The sequence below is a fragment of the Halorhodospira halochloris genome (assembly GCF_002356555.2).
GTDB lineage: Bacteria > Pseudomonadota > Gammaproteobacteria > Nitrococcales > Halorhodospiraceae > Halorhodospira > Halorhodospira halochloris.
On record NZ_AP017372.2, the window covers coordinates 1,722,581 to 1,747,114 of the forward strand.

Here is a 24,534-nt window from a genome sequence, read left to right on the forward strand (position 1 = left end):
ATAGGCACCTCCACTGCAAAAAGGCCCCTTCTAACAGCTTTCTTCTAGCGCATCAAAGTGTGATCGGAATACAGCTGTGACTCACAGCTTGCGGGAAATAGCGGTGAAGGTAACGGCATGCTATTGACCATAATGGTGGGCGGCGCTGGGATCGAACCAGCGACCCCTGCCGTGTGAAGGCAGTGCTCTCCCGCTGAGCTAGCCGCCCCTAGAAGTCGAGTTTCCTCGATAGTAAACCTACATATTGGCCACAGTCAACGGCAACCTCTATCTAACTGTAACCCCCCCCCTAGAAACCACTAAACTCCCCTGAGCCATGTGGTTGCCCCAGGGTGCCGCTAAAAACTTCGCCGGTTACGCCACCATCCCCCCCGGAGCCGATGCCAAAGATTAATCAGCGCCAAGCCCTGCTGAAAAATCAAGCTTTTCCACAGGACACGGACGGGAAAAAAGGTAGCCCTGTCCCTGCCTGCAGCCTTCTTCGATAAGTGTTTTGCGCTGCCGCTCAGTCTCAACACCCTCAGCTATAACCTCAAAGCCGAGACTATCACCAAGCCCGATGATAGCCCGTGTTATAGCTGTCACACGGCTCTCCTCAGGCAAACCATCAACAAATGAACGGTCTATCTTGAGCCGATCTATGGGCAAATCACGCAGATAGCTAAGCGCCGAATAACCGGTGCCAAAATCATCTATGGCCACCGACAACCCCTGCCTACGCAGCTCTTGCAGGCTATCAATTGTTTCAGCATGAGGATCGACGAATAGGCTTTCGGTTATCTCCATCTCTACGTACCGTGGTGGCAACCCAGTTCGCTCAAGGACATCCAAGACTTTAGGAACCAAATCTGGACTTGCCAACTCAGGGGCAGCAAAGTTCACCCCCAGCTTACCGAAGTCATAGCCGGCATCCAGCCACTTACGAGCGTCACTGCAAGCCCGTTCAAAGACCCAGTCGCCAATACGCACAACCAGGCCGACCCGCTCGGCAACTGGAATAAACCTGCCGGGGGATACCCACCCGCGCTCCGCGTGAGGCCATCGCGCCAGGGCTTCGAGGCCGATCCAGCGGCCACTGATCAAATCGACCTGGGGCTGATAATGTACTGTCAAGCCGTCCTCTTCCAAGGCATGGCGCAACTCCGAGCCAAGCTGGACACGCTCACGGGCCATTTCGGTAAGTTCTTGACTATAAAAGCGGTAAGTTACCGCCTCGCTCTTCGCCTGTGCCATAGCTGCGCTGGCCTGCTCTAGCAGCTCTCCTGCATTTACATTTTGATCAGGATAGGTGCTCAAGCCAATACTGAGGTAGACGTGGAGCTCTTCTCCAGAGACAAAGAACGGCTGCCGCACGGCTTCGGAGATACGCTCTGCGGTCGCCGCAGCTTCATCGACATCCACCAACCCCGGGCACAGGATGCCGAACTCATCACCCCCAAGCCGAGCGATAGTATCCTCTGGGCGCAGAACTTCCTGCAAACGCTGACTCAGCGACTGCAGCAGTGAGTCCCCCATCACATGCCCCATACTGAAGTTGATCGACTTCAGATCATTAATATCAATCGAGATAACCGCCAACACCCCACTACTACGCTGCATACCTACCACCGCCTGCTCGAGCCTATCGCGGAACAGCAGACGATTCGGCAGCCCAGTAAGCGGATCAGCATGCATCAACCGTTCTAGCTGGCTTTGATATTCCTTAATCCGGGATATATCAGAGAAAACCGCTAAGTAGTGAGTCCTGCGGTCGAGCTCATCGCGGATATCGCGGATGGTGACTAGACCGGCAAAGGAACTGCCATCACGGCATTCACCCCAAAGCTCTCCGGTCCAGTAGCCGTATCTGTCGACAGAATCGCAGACAGCAGCATAGGTGGCCTCATCATGAAACCCTGAGAAGACAAAATTCCAAGGCTTGCCTTCGACCTCTTGCCGGGAATAACCGGTAATGTCTGAATAGGCACGATTTACCGCTATAACATTTTTGTCGGCATCAGCGATTACTATTCCTTCATGCGCCTCGTCGAAGACGATTGCTGCCTGGCGCAAGTCATCTTCAACCCGCTTGCGTTCAGTTACATCACGCAAATTAAGCAGATGTGCCGGGCTCGCGTGCCACTGCACATCGCGGATGCGCATCTCAACCGTGCGCGCCTCGCCACTAGCGGTACGCAAATCAATTTCTTGAGCATCCGGACCGCCAACCGGCAAACCGAGGACCTCACCAATAACCTCTTCCGAACTGCGCGCAAATAAATGCGCCGCTGCCGGATTGGCATAGGCTACACGACCCTCATCATCGACAACCAGTACTCCCTCGGTCATGTTAGCGAACAACTGATTGAGCTGAGACTCACGTTCACGGAGCGTCGCGGCGATACGCGCATTCTCACGACTCAACCACCGGCTCTCGGTGACATCTTCGAGTAAATGCACGGAATGGATATAATTGCCGTCGCCGTCTCTTACTACAAAAGACCTAGAGACAATCACTTCACCGCTATCAAGCTTCAGCTCCTCAACCGATTCACTCTTACAGCCATCGGCATCGGCAGACTCAAGCGCCCTCTCCAAGCCTTCCCGGCAGCTCGGCAGAGGCCCCTCCAAGCGGGGATAGGCTTGCCAATAGGGTAAGCCAACCAGCTCTTCGCGCGAGAGGCCGGAGCGCTCAATATATGCCTGATTGGCATCAATAATTCGGTAGTTTTCATCATGGATAAAAACTAAAGGATCTATGGCATCAATAGCCGCGCGCCAGTCACATTCACCTGAAGCGCAATTAATCGAATCCTGGAATGCTGAATAGTGCATTAGCTCTCCCTGGGTAAGGGGATCGTGTGTAGCATAGCAGAGCGCCAGCCAAAAAACTTACTCCGAAACGTTGTTTCTGCCCTTTTCCTTGGCTCGGTAGAGGGCCTGATCGGCTGCCTGCACCACTTCTGAGGGTTCAGCAGACTGGCCGCTGGGTTCGGCTACACCTATGCTGATAGTTATCTGCACCTGTTTACCCTTATCCTTCCGCACACCCCGATGTTTTTGGCCTCGCTCAGGATCGTCGGGACGATCAGGCTCACGCACCATAAAGGGAGTATCTGCAATCTGCTCACGCAGCTCGTCGAGCTCTTCGCTAACCGCCTCGATATTCCGACCGGGGAAAATGACCGAAAACTCCTCGCCCCCGTAACGAAACGGCCTACCGCCCTCACCAACTTGTTCTATCACTCTAGCTACCCGACACAGCACCTGATCTCCAACCTCGTGTCCGTAAGTGTCGTTAAACTTCTTAAAGTGATCGACATCCATCATGGCAATGGCATAGCGACTACCAAGGCGCTGTAACATAGAGTCCATGGCTCGACGATTAGGCAGCCCAGTCAAGCCATCGCGGAAAGCCAGGCTATGAACCTCCTGTAAGATAGCGATCAAAAACACCAACAAGGCTATAGTAAAAAGTGCCGCCGCAGTTGCGCTAGCAGGATCCTGGGCTAGCTGATTGATGGCCAGGGCACTTATCAGCATTGCTGTCAGGGTTCCTATTACCATTGGCACCCTTTCATAGCAAGCAAGAAAAACTAGCATTCCTGACGATACTGCCAATAGCGCCAAACCCTGATCAGGTAAAGCCAGCCAAGCGGTCAAAAACTCCGGGAATATCTTGTTTTGAGTTAGTAGGGATAAAATATCGGGTTGCCTGTCGAATAAGGCAACGACTAATACGGCCTGGGCACAGACAATCGCAAGCCTTATAAGACCCGGAGGGCCCAAGAGCCCCCTCTCCTCCATTAAGGCAAAGATAAGAAGATTGAGGGGGACTACAATAGCTATAGCGGCAACCGCAAGCTGACTATTTGCATTTACCACCCACAGGTAGGAGACCATCAGAACGGCCGCCTTAAATGCCGTATTGGCACTTTGGTAAAGCAGCGCCAGAATTACTACCAACCCACCAGCCGTTAGCACCAACTCTGAGTTGTGATCGACCAACACGCCACTGATCTCTTGAGGCAGCGGAGTGCCCAGTTTTAGCCACAATACCACCGCCGCGAAGACTATCAGATGAAGTAGCCAAGTGGAGCTAAGCAGGCGATTGAGAAATAGCATCACGCCTCACGGTTTAAAAGCAGTCCGCCAAAACTACGCATCATAACCCCATAACGAGGCCAACTGATACCTTTTTGCAACGCTCGGTGTAGGCTCGAGGGAGACAACGCCTGGAACATCATCAATACTAGTGTCACGCAGCAAAGGGCGCGTGGTAGGTTGACCATTGGCTTTGATAATTGCCGCCACCACCGGACTGGCACCTTTAGATCCTCTGTGGATGACCACGCCCTTTTCGCCATTTTCCAACGAAACAAAGCTCCCCGCCGGATATATCCCTATAGTGTTGATAAATCCTGAAAGGATGTCGCGATCGTACTTGACGCCGCTTTGATCAAGCAGCTCAAGCAAGGCCTCGCGCACTGCAGTAGCCCCCTTATAGCCCCGGTTAGTTATCATGGCCATATAGGTATCGGAGATCATCAGCAGCCTGGCTCCGCGGCAAATATCCCGGCTGCGTAGCCCCTCCGGATAACCACTGCCATCCAGACGCTCGTGATGTTCGGAGACGACCCGCAGGCAGAGCCTATCCTCCATACCCTCTGCCAGCAGTCTTTCTACAGAGCGGCGGGGATGATTACGAACTACCTCCCACTGATACTCATCAAGGGGGGCTCGCTGCTGATCGAACTCTTCTTGATACTCGATCATGCCTATATTGGCCGTCAGGGCCGCAGTTACTATGGAGCGCCGTTCTTGATCGGGTATTTCCATCCGCGCGGCTACGGTATCACTTAGCAACGCCTTGCGCAGCGGGTGGCGGATAAAATAGGGAAACTCCTCATCGAGATGAGCTGCACCGATAGAAGCATCGGGATCATGTTCAATGATATTGCCTATGCGGCTGACTAGGATATCCAAGCGGCGCATAAACTTGCCCCGACCGAGCCACTTGAATGTCTCCTGGAGCGCTAATGAGATGCGGTAGAGTTCATCAAAGGGGTTAAGAAACTGCGCAGCGGGGTCGTTTCTACGTTTGGTTACACCACCACTCTGGCTGCGGCGGGAGGCTACATTATATGGCTTTCTGCCAATATGTATTAATCTTTGGCGCTGTTCTTCACTCTCCAGCCTCGCCCCACGACTTAACAGCAAATGCCCGTATGCATCTTCAATATCGTAAGGCACCGGCCTGCCAACTTGGACATCCTGGGGCTGAACTCGCGCTCTCTTTGTCTGAATAGTGACCTGGTTCATTCTTTCTATTATTCCAGCGTAAAGCAATCAGTCTGGGAGCGGCTTTCTAGGGACAGGCCTAAAAGTTGCTATAGGTGCACCTCTAAAGATTTTCCCGGAGCCATTATCTGCCCCGGGGTGGAAGTCTTGGCAACAGGGATGGCGTCCTGAAGCCTCCAGGGATGGATTCACGGCGTCCCCGACATCGGGGCAGATAATGGCTCCGGAAAAATCTTTAGAGGTTCCCATAGGTTTCACGGATAGCGTTTATCTGCTGTTCAGCAACTAGAAACGCATCGACGCAATCTGGACATAACTTGCCGGCATTCGCTTCGCTCCTGAGTAGATCTGCTGCTTCTTGAAAACTCCACATGGGCTTATAAACTCTCTTCGAGGTTAACGCATCAAAGACATCAGCCACTGCTACGATACGGCCCTCCAAAGGTATCTGATCGCCGACCATACCGGCCGGATAACCGGAGCCGTCCATCCTCTCATGATGGTAGGCGACTATGCTGCGCATCATATCAGCCCGCCTATCTCCCTCAAGATCAAGCTGCTCTGCAATAGATATAATCATTGCCACCCCTCGGGTCACATGCTCGCGCATCTGAGCAAATTCATCCGGGTCCAGGCGACCGGGCTTAAGCAGTATCGAATCCGGCACTGCTACCTTCCCGACATCATGAACCGGGGCAAACTGATAGAGCATTTCAACGTACTCATCTGAAAGCTCGTATTTATCAGCAAGATTGCGCGCTATGAGGCGAGAATAAGATGCCATCCGCTGTAAATGATCACCCGTCTCATCGTCCCGGGCCCGGCCGAACATTATCGCCGTTTGCGCCGCCCCCCTTAGAACTCGCGTCTTACGTATGGAGGTAACCGCAAGCAGGCGGCAGATATCGGCATATGGAGCGAATTGCTCCATCAGTGGCCGATTAAAATAACCGGGGGCGAAGGAATTAAAGAACACGAAACCATAAAACTGATGTTCAAAGTTCAGTGGCATGATCAGCGCTGAACGAAACCCCGCTTGGCGTATCTTGCGAGTGTGTTCCTGGGTGCTAGGATGCTGCTGATATTCGTCTATCACCCGAGGCTTACCGGTACGAGCAACCTCGCTCAAGCTGGGGACCTTAGCAATCTCAATCTCATATAGCCCTAAAGGCTGCTGCCCCTGGCCAGCCGCGGCGTATGTCTTCAGCCGCCCACCCTCGGGCTCGTAGATGGCAACTGCAATACGATGCAAGCCGTCTTCACCGAGTTGTGAATTGATATGCTCCAGCAACCTGCTCAGCCGCTCCTTGAGATTCATATCAGAATTCTGCGTCTGCAGAGGGAGGGCAGAGAGCAAGGTTTGCCCATCCCTATCGACATCGGCACCCCGAAGGGCATACACAGACAGTTCCTGAGAGTTACGCTTTTTCATGTAAAACCAGTCAACTCCAAGCCAACAAGGAACCCCAAAAACTCCCCCGGCGCAGATTGGCTCCGCGGGGGAAACCTCTAAACTTCCCCGGCGCCATCTTCTGCCCCGGTGTGGAGGACGCCGTGAATCCATCCCTGGAGGCTTCACGGCGCCATCCCTGGCGCCAAGCTCTCCAAAACGGGGCAGAAGATGGCACCGGGGAAGTTTTTAAAGGCACCCCGGGGAAGTTTTTCGAGGCGCCCAACGGCTCTATTTTACCCGTATTGAATCCAAAGGGAACTTGCACTATGTTCAATCTTCGCTGCGAGGCGGATCCGCTTGCTTGATGGCGCGCTGGCGAACCTGCACTACCCTCTCGCTCACGCTATAGAACAGGCGCTTGGCATCGGCAAACAGGCCCAGGCTGCTCTCTATCTCACTACGATCAGCCTGCCCGGCGCGGATAAGCAAGGCCCCGGCGAGTATCAAGGCTAGGCTCATAAGCAGCCCGACCAAAGATATCACTATGGTCAGTGCCCCGACGCCGTAGGCCGCCAGATGCAGATATCCCTCCAGACCATCGTCGCGGTGGGCTTCTTGAGGATTGCTAGCCGAACAAGCAATTCGCACCGGACTGCCCTTCGCCGGAGGCCGGATAGTCCGGATTGAGGCCGGCTGAGTATAGCGCTTGCCGTTAACTTCGTAAGCGTATATGGGGCGAAAGCGCGGCCCGCTGCGCGCGCGCTGCAACTCGACAAAATCTGCTACTTCACCCTTTACTATGAGCTCATCTTCATAATCAGGCGGCTCTAACTGACTGCCTATGTAAAGCAGTAGGCCGCCCACCAGAGCCCCTACCGCTAGCCCCGAGACCTCACCTAAGGCACTAAACACACCAGCGACAATCAACAGCACGCCAACCAACACCTTAGCAGCACCACGGCCGGCAGCATCATCCGCCCAGTGGACACGCAGTGCAGTAAGAAAATGTCTGATCCGTTTCATCGGACCCTCCGCTGCCGGTAGAATGCTCAACATCGAGTCTCAACAGACCTGTGGGAGCACTAAATGAGGCGGGTAATATTCAATCAAAAAGGCGGTGTCGGCAAATCGACCATAACATGCAACTTAGCCGCAATAAGCGCCAATCAAGGCTTACGAACCCTTGTTGTCGACCTCGACCCACAGGGCAACGCTACTCGCTACCTGCTTGGCGAGGCTGCAGATGACTGCGATCACACCATGGCCGAATTCTTCGCCTCGACTTTAGGGTTTCGCATAGGGCCGCGCAAACCCCCTGAGTTGAGTCTCTATGTTGGCGAGACTGATTTCGCCAATCTCTCTGTCTTGCCAGCCAACCGCGAGCTTGAAAGCCTACAGACCAAACTTGAATCGCGCTACAAGATTTACAAACTGCGTGATGCCCTGGAGACCTTGCAGGATCAATTCGATGCGATATACATCGACACACCGCCGGCACTAAACTTTTTCAGCCGTTCGGCACTAATCGCTGCCAATCGCTGCCTGATACCCTTTGATTGTGACGACTTTTCGCGCCGGGCCCTATATGAACTACTCGAGCACATTCATGAGATCCAGGAGGATCACAATGAGTCACTGCAGATTGAAGGAGTAGTAGTAAATCACTATCAATCAGCAGCCAAGCTACCGCGCAACGTCGTCCAAGAACTAATCGATGAGGGGCTACCGATACTCGACGCCTATCTCTCCGCTTCAGTCAAGGTGCGCGAATCACATCAAAACGCCAAGCCCCTTATCCACCATGCCCCACGTCATAAGCTTACCGAAGAGTACCGGGCACTTTTCGCTGCCCTAGGGGGATAGTATCGATGAGTCTTGAGCGCGAAAGCATACTTGAGTGCCTTAGTAATTTTACCGAGCCACATCTGCTTTGCGACCTACCGAGCGCTGGCTGTATAAAGCAACTCGAGATCAGTGACGAGCTGATCGATATTGTGATTGAACTCGGCTTTCCCACCCATCAAGCCTATCGCGACTACCTTAGATCTGAGTTGGCTGAGCATTTGACGAGCTTAACAGATCACGATCATATCAATATTACCATCGACTCTAAGATTAATTCTCACGCCGTCCAAGCTGGTGTAAAGCCCCTTAACGAGATCAAGAACATAATCGCAGTAGCCTCCGGCAAAGGAGGCGTCGGCAAGTCGACTGTGGCCGCTAATATTGCCCTTGCCTTGCAGCTCGAAGGCGCTCGCGTCGGAGTTCTCGATGCCGACATCTACGGCCCTAGCCAAACCCGCATGCTCGGTATCCGCACTGCACCCGAGGCCAAGGACGAAAAGCACATGCTGCCGCTGGATGGTCACGGCCTTCAGGTCATGTCTGCCGGGGCGCTGATAGATGAAGATACGCCGATGATATGGCGCGGCCCCATGGTCACACGGGCCCTGGAGCAATTGGTAAGCGAAACCGCATGGCAGGGTCTCGACTACTTGATAGTGGACATGCCTCCGGGCACGGGCGACATTCAGCTCACTCTGGCCCAGAGAGTACCGGTTAGTGGCGCCGTGATAGTAACTACTCCGCAAGATATAGCCTTACTTGATGCCCGCAAAGGGCTAAAGATGTTTGAGAAGGTCGGCGTCGAGGTGCTGGGCATAATCGAAAATATGGGCCTACATATATGCTCTAACTGCGGCCATGAGGAGCCGATCTTTGGTAGCGGCGGGGGGCAACAGATGGCCGCTCAATACGGTGTTCAACTGCTCGGATCGCTGCCGCTGGATATAACTATCCGCGAGCAAACCGACAGCGGTAAACCGACGGTAATTGCCACGCCTGAGAGCCGAATTGCCGAGGACTACCGGCGCACAGCTCGCCAAGTAGCTGCTCAACTGTCGCTGCGCAAACTTAGCAGCGGCAGCGCCTTCCCGGACATTCAGCCAGGCAAATAGCTACAGGCTAGGCAAGCTGGTGAGTACATGCGACAATCACACGCAGTTTGGCATCCCACTGCAACAGGATGGAGAAGCAAATAACCTATGAGCCCCCCGCTCGGCACAGTGCTCGCAGCAATCCCTGCAGCCCCCTCTTCTCTTTCTCAGTCGGATAATGTCACTGCCGATCCCGCTAGCGCTAACCGTCGCTTGCAAGCTGAGGCCTTAGCCTGTCGCCGCGGCGACCAAAACCTGTTCAGGAATGTCGATATCGACATCACAACCGGGGATCTTTTGTTCGTGCGTGGCCGCAACGGTAGCGGCAAGACCACGCTGCTGCGCGCCTTATGCGGTCTCACCGAACCGGCAGCCGGAGCGGTTTATTGGCATGGCCAGAACATCCGCCATCTTGATGAGAACCTGCGCCGTGACATCCTCTACCTGGGGCACCGTGATGCGGTCAAGGACGAGCTAAGCCCGCTGGAGAACCTTGCCATACATTTAGGCATCCGTGGCGAGCACGCCGATCTCGATACCCAGCTCGACGCCCTAGAGCAGGCGGGGTTGGGCGGTCGGGAGGATATCCCGGTACGCTATCTTTCCCAGGGCCAAAGGCGGCGCAGCGCCCTAGCGCGATTACTAATATCACCTTGCTGGTTATGGATACTAGATGAGCCCCTAACCGCTCTGGATAAGCGCGCAGTTGCCTGGCTTTTCGAGCGCATTGCTGATCACCTAAACCGGGGTGGCATGGTCATAACTACAAGTCATCAATCCATCGACGGCTTACCTGAGCCGCTCACCCTCGACCTGGACTAAGAATCGACTATGGGAAGGTCACTCTGGACCCTAATGCAACGCGACGTATCCTTAATAGTGATGCGGCGCCAAGATGTACTGACAGTTGTTGCGTTTTTCATAATAGTCATCACCTTGTTCCCGCTCACTATCGGCCCGGAACCGGAAAAACTGCGCACTATCGCTCCGGGGGCGGTTTGGGTGGCAGCGGCCCTGGCAAGCCTGATATCCCTTGATAGGCTATTTGCTGATGACTGGCGCGACGGCACTCTAGAGCAGCTCGCCCTATCACCACAGCCTCTCGCCCTGGTTGCCCTGGCCAAGGTCGCAGCCCATTGGTGTTCACTGAGTCTACCTTTAGTGGCACTCTCCCCTGCGCTAGGCTACTCATTGGGCATGCAGGGACTGGAATTGGCTGTATTAGCGCTATCGCTTCTTATCGGCACCCCTGTGCTGAGCCTCATCGGCGCCATTGGCGCGGCGCTGACGTTAGGGGTCAGGGCTGGAGGGGCGCTGATGGCACTTCTCATCCTGCCGCTCTACGTGCCGGTTCTAGTCCTCGGCGCCGGAGCAGTCACCGAAGCAATGTATGACAGTATCTTCCACGCCCACCTCTCATTGCTCGGCGCCGGACTGGCCTTGGCCCTACCGCTAGCCCCCCTGGCAATAGCCGGGGCACTGCGCATAGCATTGGACTGAAAGACAAGATCAGGATTACAGGAGTATAAAGCCATGAGTTCGCGTTCCATCCCCTGGCTCAAATATGCAGCACCGCCGAACTTCTACGCCCTAGCCGATCGCCTCACCCCGTGGCTATGGGGTTTGGCAGGCATCACGGTAGTGATAGGCCTCTACATAGGCTTCTTCGTTGCCCCAGTGGACTACCAGCAAGGCAACAGCTATAGGATTATGTTCATCCACGTGCCCACCGCCTGGATGGGTATGTTCCTTTACCTGCTAATGGCTGTTTACGGCGCCATATTCATCATCTGGCGTATCCGCATGGCTGATGTCATGGCCCGAGCAATCGCCCCGACGGGCGCCTTGATGACGTTCCTCGCCCTGTGGACCGGTGCCCTCTGGGGGGCTCCTACCTGGGGAACATTTTGGGTCTGGGATGCCCGGTTAACTTCGACCCTTATTCTGTTCTTCCTCTTTCTAGGCTATATTGCTCTGCATGCAGCATCCGACGATCGCGATAAGGGCGGGCGTTCCGCTTCGCTGCTGGCTATCATTGGAGCGGTAAACGTGCCCATCATCTACTTCTCGGTCAACTGGTGGTACACCCTCCACCAAGGCGCCTCAGTAATGCGCGCCGACGGGCCGAGTATGGCACCGGAGATGCTAGCTGCCTTACTGGTAATGACTGCAGCATTCTGGATCTACTGTGCGGCCATCGTTCTGCGCCGCGCCCAGGCCGAAGCCCTGGAACGGGAGCCGGGGGCAGAATGGGCACAGGCTGCTGCAGCTGGCAGACTGACTCGCGAGCAACGGGAACGCGCCGCAGCGGCTGCGGATATCGGCGACATTGGCGAACAGCAAGCGGACGATAGCACTACAACTGCGCAGCAGGAGGGCAGAAGCTGATGTGGGACGGAGTTGGGGATTTTCTCGCCATGGGCGGACATGCCCCCTACGTTTGGGGCTCTTTCGGCATGGTTGCGGCAGTAATAATTGCTGAGTGGCTGTTGCTGCGTCGCCGCCGCAACCGTATTTTTTCACGCCTGGGACGACGCTCACGCTAAGCCAGTGCGTCTTCTTCTAAGGAGGAGGCCAGTATGAAACCTCGCCACAAAAGACTATTTCTGGTTCTAGGCATAGTTGCCGGGGTCAGTATCTCTACTGCGCTGGTGCTAAATGCCTTTCGCGATAACATGACCTTCTTTATCACCCCCTCGGAGGTGATGGCTAAATCGGAGATGCCCGAGCGCCGCTTTCGTATCGGCGGCATAGTAGAAGAGGGAACTGTGCAAAGGGATAGCGAGTCTACCCGGGTGGAGTTTGGGGTAACCGACACCAAGAGCAGTGTCAAGGTAACCTACTACGGCATATTGCCGGACCTGTTTCGTGAGGGCCAGGGCGTTGTTGTCGAAGGCCGCATAACCGATGAGGGCACATTCGACGCAGATAACGTGATGGCCCGTCACGACGAGAACTACATGCCCGCCGAGGCAGAGGAAGCTATCAAGCGTGCCGGCGGTGACCCAAGCGAATTCGTGGATTACTAGGGATTATGCTTCTAGGACAAATAGGCAACTTTGCACTTGTATTAGCTTTTTGCTTGGCAGTAATACAATCTGTCTTACCTTTAGTGGGCACCTACCTAGCAGATGAGCGGCTGATGCGATCAGGCCGCTCACTTGCTGTTGGTCAGTTCGCCTTTCTCCTGATCGCCTACTTAGCCTTGACCTGGGCGTTCATCAGCGATGACTTCTCCCTCGCCTACGTCTACAGTAACTCGGCCCAGGATTTGCCGCTTGTCTATAAGATCACGGCAGTCTGGGGCGGTCACGAGGGATCGATGCTCTTCTGGGTGCTCACCCTCGGCATCTGGGGCGTTGCTGTAGCTACCTTTAGTCGCGCCCTACCGCGGGAGATGCTGGCCCGGGTCCTAGCAGTAATGGGTATGGTGGGGGTCGGCTTCATCGGCTTTACCGTCTTTACCTCCAATCCGTTCGACACCCTCTTCCCGATTCCACCCGAGGGGACTGACCTGAATCCTCTGCTCCAGGATCCAGGCATGATCATCCACCCACCGCTGCTCTTTATCGGCTACACCGGCTTGGCAGTAGCCTTCGCCTTCGCCATGGCGGCACTGATCGGCGGCCGGCTCGACGCTGCCTGGGCACGCTGGTCGCGGCCCTGGACGACCGCCGCATGGGGATTTCTTACCTTAGGTATCGGCCTGGGCTCATGGTGGGCCTACTATGAACTCGGTTGGGGCGGCTGGTGGTTCTGGGATCCAGTCGAAAACGCCTCGCTGCTACCCTGGTTGACCGCTACCGCGCTGATCCACTCTCTAGCAGTAACCGAGAAGCGTGGCGGCTTTAAGGTCTGGACGGTAATGCTCGCCATCGTCAGTTTTGCCCTGACCATCTTCGGCGGCTTCCTGGTGCGCTCCGGCGTGATTACCTCGGTCCACGCCTTCGCCACAGACCCTGATCGCGGCGTCTTCATCCTCGGCCTTCTTGCCGTTACCCTACTCGGTTCCTTGGCTCTCTACGCCTGGCGAGCACCTAAGGTTGGGTTAGGCGGCGCCTTCAGCTGGTACTCCCGCGAATCGCTCTTGCTGGCCAATAACGTACTGTTAACGGTTGCATGTGCTGCGGTTCTGGTCGGCACACTTTACCCGGTAGCCGTCGATGCGCTGGGACTGGGCAAGATTTCGGTAGGTCCGCCCTATTTCGATGCCGTATTCATGCCGCTCATGCTACCGCTGCTGTTCCTGATCGGGATTGGCCCCTTAGTTTCATGGAAGCACTCTTCTCCCTATGAAACATATCGGCAACTGCGTTGGATATTTCTCGTCTGCGTGGTAATCGGCGGTCTGTGGCCGTTGACCATGGGGGCCTGGAATCCGCTCACCGCGATCGGTCTGATGATTGTGGTATGGATTCTTACCACCGCCGGCATGGACTTTTACAAGCGGGTAAACAGGCGCCTCGACATGGGCTGGGGACCGGCAATCCGCGGTGCCTTGCGACCCAATTTCTTTGGTATGCACGCCGCGCATGCTGGACTCGCCCTGATCGTCATGGCCATAGCGATGGTCAACACCTATGAGGTAGAGCGCGACGTCCGCCTGGAACCAGGGCAGAGCGAGATGGTACGCGATTATGAGTTCACTATGACCGGTACCTCAGAGGTGCGCGGCGCCAACTTTACCGCCCAGCAAGCAGAGATTGAGGTACGCCGTAATGGCCGGGTAATTAATACTCTCTATCCACAGCTCAGGTACTACGACAAAAGCCCACAGCAACCAATGCACCAGGCTTCCCTGGACCGCGGCTTGATACGCGACGTCTATGTCGCCCTTGGCGACCATCTTGGTGGCGAGGCGTGGACCATGCGCCTATACTACAAGCCTTATATGACTTGGATGTGGGCAGGCTGCCTGCTGATGGCGTTTGGCGGGTTCCTCGCTGCAGGTGACCGACGGTATCGCATGCAAGGAGATCGTCGCTCTGTCTCTGAGAAAAACATTGACAGTTCAGATAACACAGTCAAAAAACCGGCTCGCTCGGAGGTGGGCAATTCATGACCAAGCGCATCGTCATTCCGACAGTAATAGCTCTAAGTGTGCTCGGACTGTTGTACGTTGGCTTGCAGATGGAAGATCGCGGTTTACCTTCGCCACTGGTGGGCAAGCCCGCTCCGGCGTTTGAGCTTGAATCGCTGCGCGATCCCGATAAGATAATCACCGAGGAAGATTTCCTCGGTGAGGTCGCCATCGTCAATGTCTGGGCCTCTTGGTGCGATGTCTGTCGTACCGAGCATGAGCACTGGCGCAGACTGTCTGAGCGCGGCACGCCTATCCACGCCATCAACTATCGCGATACAAGGGCCAATGCCCAGCGCTACCTGGATCAGTTCGGCGATCCTTTTGAGAAGATAGCCTTCGACCCAGAGGCTCGAGCAGGGATGGACTGGGGAGTCTACGCCACCCCTGAGACGTATATACTCGACGCCGATGGCACCATTGAGTACAAACACATCGGCCCCGTTAATGATGAGATAGTAAGAGAGGAAATTCTGCCATTAATCGAAGAGTTGGAGGCAGGGCAGTCATGATGCGCATAACCTCTTCCAGTTTCTGGCGTTGGCGCGTTGCCAACCCAGGGTGGATGGCTTTGCAGATGGTAGGGGTAGCATTTGCCCTGATGCTCGGTTTGGCTCTGGCTGCTCCGGCAAACGCGATATCCATTGGTGAGCCCCTGGAATTCGAGACAGAAGAGCAGCGAGAACAATACTACACCCTGGTGCGCGAACTGCGCTGTACCGTTTGTCAGACTGAGACAATATACGAGTCGCCGGCCGATCTCGCTGCTGATATGCGTCGGCGCGTCTATGAAATGACTGTAGACGGCTACAGCAAGGAAGAGATAATCGAATTTATGACTCACCGCTACGGCGACTATGTGCGCTACCGGCCACCGATGCAACTAAACACCGCCCTACTCTGGGTCAGCCCCTTCCTGTTGCTGGTTATCGGGGTTATAACCTGGCTGCAGGTCGTAAGGCGGCGTAAGCAGCTAGCTGCACGCGGCGAGCTTACCGAATCGGAGCGCCGTGCCTTAGAGCGTTTTCGGCGTGGCTATTGAACATGGGATTGAGTACTGAATACTCATCTTCCCGGAGGGTATATGTACACAAGCTTCGTATTGATTTTGCTCGGATTCTGCCTGTTAGCGCTAGGTTTCATCCTCTTCCCGCTAATCCGCGATGCAGCGAGCCGTGCTAAGCAACAGTCGCGCCGCGAGGTAAACACACAGATCCACTACGATCGGGTGCGCGAGCTGGAGCAGGATCTGGAAAACGGCACCCTCAGCCGTGAACAGTTCGATCAGGCGATGTATGACCTGGAACGCGATCTAGTACAGAGCGGAGCCATCGATCCGGACGACGAGGAAGGTACGCAGATGGCCCGCGGCAATCGAACAGCGGTGGTCACAGCTGCGCTAGTAAGCTGCATTGCCCTGCCCGCCATGGCCTTCTCAGTCTATGGCATGGTTGGCGATCCTGATGCGGCTACACCAAGCAGCGAACGTGCTTCACAGCAGGTAAACCTCGCGCAGCGAGTCGCTTGGCAAGGCTTTACAGCTCAGGATCGGGAAAAGATCGCAGAGGCAGAACGCCTTTATGAGATCGCCATGCGCATCGGCGCACGTAAAGATGCAGACTTGCTGACCTACTATGCCGATTTTCTTGCCACTTTGCAGAATGCCGATTTTCTTGCCACTTTGCAGAATGGCGATTTCCGCGGGCGCCTCGATGAGCTGATCGACGAAATCCTTGACATGGATCCAAACCACGTCATGGGGCTGCGTCTGGCCGCTAATTCGGCATATAACAAGGGCGATTTCGAGACTGCGCGTAGTTATTTACAGCAGGCCTTAGATAACGCCCGCGAAGGCTCTCAGGTGGCCCGACAGATCGAGAACGAGCTACAACGGTTACCGGATTAAAGGGTTAAGAACAACAGAAAAATTAGCAAAAACCACTTTGCGGATAACTCAAAACAGCCCTTGGGCAATTTAACTGTTCCGGTATAGGGGGGTTGCGCCAGGGATGGCGCCCTGAAGCCTCCAGGAATGGATCCACGGCTTCCTTCACACCTAGGCAGCAAATTGCTCAGAGGGAGCCCTAGAGGTGCCCATCCCCCTCCGCGGCACTCTAGTCACATCTACCAAAGACCCACAACAAAAACGCAAACCGCAGCGCCACCTCGTGCAGATAATCAAACCGTCCCCCAGGCCCAGAGTGGCCAGAGCTCATATGCGTCCAGAGTAACAACGGATTATCATCAGTCTTAAGTGCACGCAGCCGGGCCACCCATTTGGCTGGCTCCCAGTAAGTTACACGCGGATCGGAGACCCCAGCGGTTACCAGTAACGGTGGGTATTCCTGCGCACAGACATTCTCATAAGGCGAGTAGCTAGATATATTCCGATAGGCCTGCTCATCCTCAATCGGGTTGCCCCACTCCGGCCATTCAGGCGGCGTCAGGGGCAGCGTTGGATCGCTCATGGTATTAAGGACATCGACAAAAGGCACATCAGCGACAGCAGCACCGAACAACTCCGGGCGTTGATTTAGCACCGCTCCTACTAGCATCCCGCCAGCCGATCCACCATGGACGATAAGCTTGCCAGCACTGGTGTAACCGGATTCAATTAAGTGCTCGGCGCAGGCAACATAGTCGCTAAAAGTATTCTGTTTGGCGAGCAGTTTCCCTTCCCGGTACCATCTGAAGCCGCGCTCTTTGCCGCCACGCACATGGGCAATGGCAAAAACAAAGCCACGATCCACAAGAGAGAAACGGTGCGGGGAAAAGCCGGCTGGCTGACTGATGCCATAAGCTCCATAACCGCTCAGTAGCACAGGAGTATCAGGTCCGGGCGTTAAGTCAGCTCGATATAGTAGAGAAACTGGCACCATTTCACCGTCGGGAGAATAAGCGTTAACTCGCTTGGCAACATAATCCGACGGGTCATGGCCACTAGGTATTTGCTGCTCCTTGCGCAGCTCCCGTTCCCCGGTGTCCATATCGTAATCAAAGACTTGGGTTGGTGTAGTCAATGACGAGTATTTGAAGCGCAGTATAGAGGTATCGAATTCGAGCCCGGGATCTAGGGCCAAGGCATAGGCCTGCTCGCTGAATTCCACCGTATGCTCTAGCCCATCCTCTAGGCCCCTGATGACAATCCGCGGTAGGGCATCTTCGCTCTCTAGACGCACTAGATAATCACTAAACAAAAGCATGTCATGAATCAAAACCCCCGAGCGGTGGGCAACCAACTCGTCCCATTCAGTCGCGGCCTCACCTCCCAGTTCCGCGCTGACAATACGAAAATCCTCAGCATTATGGTTGGTCAGAATCAGCCAGTGCTCACCGCAATCAGTGACGCTGTACTCCACGTCTTTTTGACGTGGAATAAGGCATCTAAAACCTGCCTCCGGCACCTCGGCAGGAGCTACATGGACCTCTGAGGTCGTATGATCATGAGTCTCTATGAGCAGAAAACGGCGACTTTCGGTACGCCCTAAATTGACAAAAAAACCGGCGTCGCGCTCTTCATAGACTAGGGTATCGTGGCGGGAGTTATCCCCAATCCGGTGACGATAGACCCATCGCGGGCGATGTGAGTCATCGAGAACGGTATACAGTATAGTATCTGATCGGCTCGACCAGACAATATCGCCGCGCGCCTGCTCGATGCTGTCGCTCAGTAGTTCACCGCTGAAGAGATCCTTGATACGGATGGTATATGATTCTGCTCCGGTAGTATCTATGGCAAAGGCAAGATAACGGTGATCATCACTATGTACACACTCACCAATATCGAAGTAGTCATATCCAGAAGCCTCAGCATCACCATCAAGCAGAATCTCTTCAAACTGCTCACCCATGCCTGCTTTACGCCGACAAATTAATGGATGCTGCCCTCCCTCGCGGTAGCGAGTATAATATTCATAGTACCCATCGGGCTCAGGAACCGAAGAGTCTGCCTCTTTTATCCGTCCTCGCAGTTCGCTGAATAGTCTTTCGCGGAGATCTTTTTGGCCGCGGAGAACAGCTTCGGTATAGCTATTTTCAGCCTCCAGGTAGCTACGAATATCCTCCTGCAGACGGCTCGGATCGAGCATGGCGGCTCGCCAGTCGGGATCTCGTAGCCAAGCGTAAGGGTCACTGCGCTGCTCGCCGAACTGCTCAATAGTGTGCTGCTGCTGTGCCGCTCGCGGCGGCCGGGAAGGTGGTAAGTGTTGACTCATGTTGTTCTTGTTCCTCCTGTGAGACTAGGGAGTTTTGAGATGCCCCTTAGGGAACCTCTAACCCCCCCCCTGAGCCACTCATCTGCCCCGGTGTGGAGATCTTGGCGCCAGGGATGGCACCATGAAACCTCCAGGGATGGAGTGAAGGCGAGCTCCACACCGGGGCGATAGGTGGCTCCGGGTAGTTCGAGGTTCATCTTAGGAAAAACATTATTCCGGTGGAGTGAGCAGAAAATGACCGCGAGCAGCCGCGATCGGTCGCTGCCTGTTGCCTTGCCACGCTAGCGCATGAACATTAGCAACTCGCCTCCCCTGTCGGCGGATCTCTACACCAGCAAAGGTCTTCTCCTGCGCCCCGCGACGTAAGTAATCAATGTGAAAGTTGACTATCCGAGGCAAATACCGGCTCTCCCCGTTCCATAGGATCTGCACAATCGAGGCGTGCTCGAGGAAGGCACCCAGCAAACCACCGTGTAGAGAGCCGCTCCCAGGCCGGCCGATAAGATCATCCCGATAGGGCATGCTCATCAGCAGCTGCCCCGGATCCGCACCCGAGCATTCATCTGGCTCTACCTCAATACCAATCAGACTAGCGTAAGGGAACATTCGAGATAGCGCCGAGTAATCTTCCTCAGCGCGGGCAGCACGCACCTGTTCAAGCAACTCAACCATTCTGTGCTACCTCATCTCTCAGGCGCATGAAGGCACTCATGCTAGTCGCAAATGGATATGCCGGGTCTTCTTGGTAAGCCGAACAACGGGCAAAGGCAACTTCACGGCCAACCCGGTAACACTCAGCACGGGCATAAACGTCACGCCCCGGAGCTGCCGGGCGCAGATGATCAATCCGCAAATCAAGGGTTACTATTCCCTCTTGGCCGCCTGTAGCGAGCATGACCGAGGCCCCGCTGCTCTGATCTATAATGGTAGTTATAACCCCACCGTGGAGGTATCCTGTTTGCGGATTGCCCACTAACTCGGGGCGGTATGCCACTTTTGAGACCACAAAATCGCTGCCCAAATCGACTAGCTCTAGACCTATCAGTGAGCCGTGGGGTGAGTCCTGAAACAGTCTACGGGCTATCTCAAACTCTACCGGGGGGTCTTCAGTAGGATAACCGCAATCCTGTGTGGGTTGGTGATTACCTCGCTCTCTCAAAATTGGTTCCCTTTTTGCTAATGGGGTAGTAACAAGTAGTCTTGTCCTACTCTGAAGTATCTTCGGGGGCCTCGGTAAGAACAACTTCTACACGGCGATTCTTGGCCCTATTCTCATCACTAGTGTTTGGCACCAGCGGTCGCGTATCGGCATGCCCCTGAGCCACCATTCGTCGCGACGGCAGTCCACTTTCTTGAAAGACGTGAACTACCGATACCGCCCTGGCCGAAGATAGTTCAAAGTTAGAGCGAAAACGATCTGTCTGAATGGGAAGATCGTCTGTGTGTCCTGCAACTCTTATAATACCGGGAGTCTCTGCCAATACACCGGCGATCCTCTCGAGCACCGGTAAGAAATCATCCTGCAGTTCCTTTCTGCCTAACTCAAATGCCGCATGGTCCTCGAAACGCAACAACACTCCCTCATCATCTTCCCCTAATTGAATTACCCCATCTTCGATGTCATCTGCCAAGGCTTCGCGTAAGGCGTCCCGAATCTCATCGAGCTGGGTATATTCTGGCTGATCAATGTCATTTATTTGGGGTCTTTCAATAGATGCAAAATCACCATCAAAATCTACCAATGAGGGGGCCGGACGAGGGGTATCATCCCCTACCGCGGACGGACCAAGCACTTCACGCAAAGAGTCAGCCATCTGCTGATAGCGCAAATTATCTATGGTTGACATCGAGTAAAGCATAACAAAAAACACTACCAGCACCGCCATTAAGTCGGCAAAAGTCGTCATCCACCGCGGCGCCCCTGCGTCTTTTCTGCCCCATATCTTCATAAGGGAACCCCTAAAACTCCCCTGGTAGCCTCCCAACTGCCCCGGTGTGGAGGCCTTATCGCCAGGGATGGCACCATGAGGGAACCTCTAAAAACTTCGCCGGCGCCATCATCTGCCCCGGAGTGGAGGTCTTGGCACCATGGACGGCGCCATGAAGCCTCCAGGGATGGATTCACGGCGTCCTCCACTCCGGGGCAGATGATGGCGCCGGCGAAGTTTTTAGAGGCACCTATGAAGCGTCCAGATTAACGAAAGTCAGCATGCCACTCATCTTCCACCCTGATTCGGATCAAATGCCTGATTACCTTCGGCTCCCTGCCCAGGGACATCTAAACCGCGATGATTGCGGGGCAGGTAATTGGACAGCAACTCGTCAACCAAGCGTGAATTATAGCGGTTGTGGATGCAATCTACTGCTTCAATAATAAGAGATTGATTAACATACTCATTCTGAGCACGCATCTCCAGATTGTCAGCTATAGGAATGGCGATTAGTTGGGCAAAGACCGCCCCGTACAGGGTTGTCAGCAGCGCTACAGCCATTCCTGGACCAATCGCTTCAGGGTCTTCCAGATTGCCGAGCATTTGCACCAAGCCAACCAGGGTACCAATCATACCGAAAGCAGGTGCCTGCTCACCGATACTGCGAAATATTCTCTGCCCTACCTCATGACGCTGAGTCGAAAGCTCCTGCTCTTCGCGCAGTATCTTTTGGATAAGCTGCAGATCGACTCCATCTACTAGTAGGTCAATGGCCTTGCGGAAAAAAGGGTTGCGGATGTCAACATCTTCCAGGGCCAATATGCCATGCTTGCGCGCTACTGCTGTTAACTCTTTGGTCTGCTCAATCAACTCACGAGGCTCTTCCTTCTGAGTAGTAAAGGCTAAAGATGCCAGTTTTACCGAGTTGATTACTTGCCAAAAGGAAAACTTTATCAAGGTTGCCGAGAAGGTACCCCCGAAGACGATCAGCACTGCCGGCAAATATAAAAACTGAGCACCCTCACCGCTGGCGGCAATGGCCGTAAATATAACCGTTATGCCAACCAACAACCCGGTAAAGGACGCTTTATCCAAATCATACCCCCTAGATCAAATATATGATCTGTTTTCCATTCCAATCATAATCAGGAGTCTAGAACCTTAATAGCAGCTCGCAGATAGGCGAAGGCAGAGTAGAGAGTAAGGATTGCTGCCAACCAGATCAGCACCACTCCAAATTCCGGTATGGGCACCCCGGCGATAGGCTCGCCATAGAGCAACATCATTATTGCCGCCATCTGTGCAGCTGTCTTTACCTTACCTAGCTGACTCACAGCGACACTGGCCCTCTTGCCGAGTTCGGCCATCCACTCGCGCAGCGCCGATACCGCTATCTCACGTCCTATGATAACGGCTGCAGGAATCGCCATCCACAGACCGGGATAGAGGGCTACCAAAGCAACCAGCGCCACAGCAACCATCAGCTTATCCGCAACCGGATCAAGAAAGGCGCCAAATTCAGATGACTGTTCAAGGCGTCGTGCAAGGTAGCCATCCAACCAATCAGTAATTGCTGCTAAAGCAAATACCGCTACCGTCAAGATATTGGTCCATGGTGCGGGCAACAGAAAGCACAGCCCAAAGACGGGTATCAGTGCTATCCGCATTAGTGTTAAGGCGGTAGGCAATGTTATCTGCATTGTCAAATCCTAGCCATGTAACGCATCGTAGATTCGCTGTGCAAGCGAGCGGCTTATGCCGGGCACCGCTGTTAAATCATCGACTCCGGCCTGACGCACACCCTGAACCCCGCCAAAACGCTTAAGCAGATTTTGGCGGCGTTTCGGCCCAAGCCCCGGAATCTCTTCCAACATCGACTCGCGCCGACTCTTCGCCCGCCGCTGGCGATGCCCACCGAGAGCGAAGCGGTGCGCCTCGTCACGAATTTGCTGTAACAGGTGCAGTGCCGGAGAATCCGAGGACAACTCCACTTCTATACTGCCATTAGCAAGCAACAAGGTCTCCTCGCCTGGGCGGCGTTCCGGCCCTTTAGCAATCCCCATCGTCGCTACCCCCTCTACGCCTAGCTCGTCGAGCACACCCTGCGCGCGAGCCAATTGACCCTTGCCACCATCAATTAAGAGCAGATCGGGTAGTGCCACATCACCGCTCTTTACCCTCTGATAGCGCCGCCGCAAAGCCTGTTCCATGGCTGCATAGTCATCTCCTGGCTCAATCCCCCGAATATTGAAGCGCCGGTAATCACTTTTCAACGGCCCGTCCTGATTGAAAACCACACATGAGGCTACTGTTGCCTCACCGCCGGTATGGCTGATATCGAAACACTCGATTCGCTGCGGCGGGCTATCCACATCCAGCACCTCGGCCAGGGCATTATAGCGCTTTCGCTGATTAGCTGCCGAAGCACTCCGTGAAGCGAGTGCATAGCGGGCGTTCTCCTCTGCCATCTCGACCCACCGCCGCCGCTGGCCGCGCACCCGATATCGAATTGCCACCTGTGCTCCGCTCGACGTTCGCAGCACCTCGCTGAGTAGCTTTCGATGCGGGACTGGGCTATTGAGCACCAGTTCTGTCGGTACTTCGCGATCTAAGTAGTATTGCGCCAAAAAACCGGCCAGCACCTCCGCTTCACGCGCCCCGGGCGGAACCCGCGGGAAGAAACTTTGATTACCCAAACCACTGCCCGAACGCACGAAAAAAACCTGGATGCAGGCACTATCCCCCTCCATTACGCAGGCTACAACATCCATATCATCGTCGCGATCACGGGCCACATACTGCTGCTGCTGAATCTGCTGCAGAGTAGCGATGCGATCACGCAGTCGGGCTGCATCCTCGAAGCGTAACTGCTCGGCAGCCTCGTCCATTCGTGCCGCCAACTCATCAATAACTTGTGCCGAGCGCCCCTCTAGAAAACCAATAACGTGTCTTACCTCTTGAGCATAGTCTTGCTCATTAATATAACCCACACAAGGTGCAGTACAACGTCTTATTTGATACTGCAAGCAGGGTCGCGACCGATTATTGAAAAAACTGTCCCGACACTGACGAATCGGAAACACTTTCTGGAGATAGGCGAGTGTCTGGCGAACCGCATTAGAGCTTGGATACGGACCAAAATAACGCCCCTTAGTGCCACGCGCACCACGGTGGAAAGCCAGTCGCGGGAAGGGATGATTGGTAGAAAGGTATATATAGGGGTATGACTTATCGTCTCTTAGTAAGACATTGTAGCGGGGATGGTGCTCCTTAATCAGATGGCTCTCGAGTATAAGCGCTTCAGCTTCAGTATGGGTTACAGTGACCTCGAGATCGGCAATGCGCTCAACCATTCGGGCTGTCTTGATCGGCTTATTGGCAGTATTGAAATAACTAGCAACGCGGCGACGCAGACTCCGTGCTTTACCAACGTATATAACCTCGCCATCCTGGGCCAGCATCCTGTACACCCCGGGCCGCTCAGGCAGATTGCGCACCTTTTCTCTAAGCTCAGGACTGTACACTTAGCCCGATCCTCCCGACACTTATGACTCCTTGAAGGAACCTCTAAAATCGCCGGCGTCACCATCTGCCCCGGTGTGGAGGTCTTGGCGCCAGGGATGGCGCCATGAAGCCTCCAGGGATGGATTCACGGCATCCTCCACACCGGGGCAGATGGTGACGCCGGCGAAGTTTTTAG

Annotated in this window: 23 protein-coding genes and 1 tRNA gene; 11 read left to right on the plus strand and 13 right to left on the minus strand. The window is 54.6% G+C overall.

Annotated elements, in window-relative coordinates:
- Positions 1 to 133: 133 nt before the first annotated feature.
- The 6 genes from HH1059_RS07850 to HH1059_RS07875 all read right to left on the minus strand — a co-directional run bounded on the left by HH1059_RS07850 (position 134) and on the right by HH1059_RS07875 (position 7,696).
- Positions 134 to 208 (minus strand) — tRNA-Val (locus HH1059_RS07850).
- A 182-nt stretch (positions 209 to 390) separates the two neighbouring features.
- Positions 391 to 2,814, minus strand: coding sequence for a sensor domain-containing protein (locus tag HH1059_RS07855; protein WP_096409661.1), 2,424 nt, complete (start codon positions 2,812 to 2,814; stop codon positions 391 to 393).
- A gap of 57 nt (positions 2,815 to 2,871) precedes the next feature.
- A complete protein-coding gene (locus tag HH1059_RS07860; RefSeq protein WP_096409662.1) occupies positions 2,872 to 4,104 on the minus strand; it encodes a GGDEF domain-containing protein in 1,233 nt (410 codons plus the stop codon).
- Between the two features lie 33 nt (positions 4,105 to 4,137).
- Positions 4,138 to 5,301 carry an HD-GYP domain-containing protein gene (locus HH1059_RS07865; RefSeq protein ID WP_096409663.1) on the minus strand — a complete coding sequence of 388 codons (1,164 nt, stop codon included), beginning with the start codon at positions 5,299 to 5,301 and terminating at the stop codon, positions 4,138 to 4,140.
- A gap of 214 nt (positions 5,302 to 5,515) precedes the next feature.
- Positions 5,516 to 6,712 carry an HD domain-containing phosphohydrolase gene (locus tag HH1059_RS07870; RefSeq protein WP_207148219.1) on the minus strand — a complete coding sequence of 399 codons (1,197 nt, stop codon included), beginning with the start codon at positions 6,710 to 6,712 and terminating at the stop codon, positions 5,516 to 5,518.
- 291 nt (positions 6,713 to 7,003) lie between these two features.
- Positions 7,004 to 7,696, minus strand: coding sequence for a DUF3592 domain-containing protein (locus HH1059_RS07875; RefSeq protein ID WP_096409665.1), 693 nt, complete (start codon positions 7,694 to 7,696; stop codon positions 7,004 to 7,006).
- Between the two features lie 63 nt (positions 7,697 to 7,759).
- Between HH1059_RS07875 and HH1059_RS07880 the strand changes: the two genes are divergently transcribed.
- The 11 genes from HH1059_RS07880 to ccmI all read left to right on the plus strand — a co-directional run bounded on the left by HH1059_RS07880 (position 7,760) and on the right by ccmI (position 16,595).
- Positions 7,760 to 8,536 (plus strand): ParA family protein, encoded by a 777-nt coding sequence (locus HH1059_RS07880; protein ID WP_096409666.1) that lies wholly within the window; start codon positions 7,760 to 7,762, stop codon positions 8,534 to 8,536.
- Between the two features lie 5 nt (positions 8,537 to 8,541).
- A complete protein-coding gene (gene apbC, locus HH1059_RS07885) occupies positions 8,542 to 9,630 on the plus strand; it encodes an iron-sulfur cluster carrier protein ApbC (protein WP_096409667.1) in 1,089 nt (362 codons plus the stop codon).
- Positions 9,631 to 9,717: 87 nt separating this feature from the next.
- A complete protein-coding gene (ccmA, locus tag HH1059_RS07890; protein ID WP_096409668.1) occupies positions 9,718 to 10,431 on the plus strand; it encodes a cytochrome c biogenesis heme-transporting ATPase CcmA in 714 nt (237 codons plus the stop codon).
- 9 nt (positions 10,432 to 10,440) lie between these two features.
- Positions 10,441 to 11,109: a heme exporter protein CcmB gene (gene ccmB / locus HH1059_RS07895; RefSeq protein ID WP_096409669.1), complete on the plus strand. Its 669-nt coding sequence runs from the start codon at positions 10,441 to 10,443 to the stop codon at positions 11,107 to 11,109.
- 33 nt (positions 11,110 to 11,142) lie between these two features.
- Positions 11,143 to 11,997 (plus strand): heme ABC transporter permease, encoded by an 855-nt coding sequence (locus tag HH1059_RS07900; RefSeq protein WP_096409670.1) that lies wholly within the window; start codon positions 11,143 to 11,145, stop codon positions 11,995 to 11,997.
- Entirely contained in the window at positions 11,997 to 12,155 is a 159-nt protein-coding gene (gene ccmD, locus HH1059_RS07905; RefSeq protein WP_096409671.1) for a heme exporter protein CcmD, read from the plus strand. Before HH1059_RS07900 ends, ccmD begins: the two co-directional genes overlap by 1 nt.
- Before the next feature lie 33 nt (positions 12,156 to 12,188).
- The gene (gene ccmE / locus HH1059_RS07910) at positions 12,189 to 12,638 is read left to right on the plus strand and encodes a cytochrome c maturation protein CcmE (RefSeq protein WP_096409672.1); all 450 of its coding nucleotides are present in this window, start codon (positions 12,189 to 12,191) and stop codon (positions 12,636 to 12,638) included.
- 5 nt (positions 12,639 to 12,643) lie between these two features.
- On the plus strand, positions 12,644 to 14,671 hold the full coding sequence (locus HH1059_RS07915; protein ID WP_096409673.1) for a heme lyase CcmF/NrfE family subunit: 2,028 nt from the start codon (positions 12,644 to 12,646) through the stop codon (positions 14,669 to 14,671).
- Entirely contained in the window at positions 14,668 to 15,201 is a 534-nt protein-coding gene (locus HH1059_RS07920) for a DsbE family thiol:disulfide interchange protein (protein ID WP_096409674.1), read from the plus strand. Before HH1059_RS07915 ends, HH1059_RS07920 begins: the two co-directional genes overlap by 4 nt.
- Positions 15,198 to 15,731 (plus strand): cytochrome c-type biogenesis protein, encoded by a 534-nt coding sequence (locus HH1059_RS07925; RefSeq protein WP_231901908.1) that lies wholly within the window; start codon positions 15,198 to 15,200, stop codon positions 15,729 to 15,731. The genes HH1059_RS07920 and HH1059_RS07925 overlap by 4 nt, the downstream gene beginning before the upstream one ends.
- A gap of 42 nt (positions 15,732 to 15,773) precedes the next feature.
- Complete coding sequence (gene ccmI, locus HH1059_RS07930) at positions 15,774 to 16,595, plus strand: c-type cytochrome biogenesis protein CcmI (RefSeq protein ID WP_096409675.1); 822 nt, start codon at positions 15,774 to 15,776, stop codon at positions 16,593 to 16,595.
- Positions 16,596 to 16,803: 208 nt separating this feature from the next.
- Here ccmI and HH1059_RS07935 read toward each other — a convergent pair whose 3' ends face one another.
- The 7 genes from HH1059_RS07935 to uvrC form a co-directional block, all read right to left on the minus strand.
- Complete coding sequence (locus HH1059_RS07935) at positions 16,804 to 18,903, minus strand: S9 family peptidase (protein ID WP_096409676.1); 2,100 nt, start codon at positions 18,901 to 18,903, stop codon at positions 16,804 to 16,806.
- A gap of 210 nt (positions 18,904 to 19,113) precedes the next feature.
- A complete protein-coding gene (locus HH1059_RS07940; protein ID WP_096409677.1) occupies positions 19,114 to 19,575 on the minus strand; it encodes a PaaI family thioesterase in 462 nt (153 codons plus the stop codon).
- Positions 19,568 to 20,062 (minus strand): PaaI family thioesterase, encoded by a 495-nt coding sequence (locus HH1059_RS07945; RefSeq protein WP_207148220.1) that lies wholly within the window; start codon positions 20,060 to 20,062, stop codon positions 19,568 to 19,570. Before HH1059_RS07945 ends, HH1059_RS07940 begins: the two co-directional genes overlap by 8 nt.
- A 46-nt stretch (positions 20,063 to 20,108) precedes the next feature.
- Complete coding sequence (locus HH1059_RS07950) at positions 20,109 to 20,852, minus strand: flagellar motor protein MotB (protein WP_096409678.1); 744 nt, start codon at positions 20,850 to 20,852, stop codon at positions 20,109 to 20,111.
- Positions 20,853 to 21,119: 267 nt separating this feature from the next.
- Complete coding sequence (locus tag HH1059_RS07955) at positions 21,120 to 21,929, minus strand: MotA/TolQ/ExbB proton channel family protein (RefSeq protein WP_096409679.1); 810 nt, start codon at positions 21,927 to 21,929, stop codon at positions 21,120 to 21,122.
- Between the two features lie 50 nt (positions 21,930 to 21,979).
- Entirely contained in the window at positions 21,980 to 22,534 is a 555-nt protein-coding gene (gene pgsA / locus HH1059_RS07960) for a CDP-diacylglycerol--glycerol-3-phosphate 3-phosphatidyltransferase (RefSeq protein ID WP_096409680.1), read from the minus strand.
- Positions 22,535 to 22,543: 9 nt separating this feature from the next.
- On the minus strand, positions 22,544 to 24,358 hold the full coding sequence (gene uvrC / locus HH1059_RS07965; RefSeq protein ID WP_096409681.1) for an excinuclease ABC subunit UvrC: 1,815 nt from the start codon (positions 24,356 to 24,358) through the stop codon (positions 22,544 to 22,546).
- Positions 24,359 to 24,534: the final 176 nt, after the last annotated feature.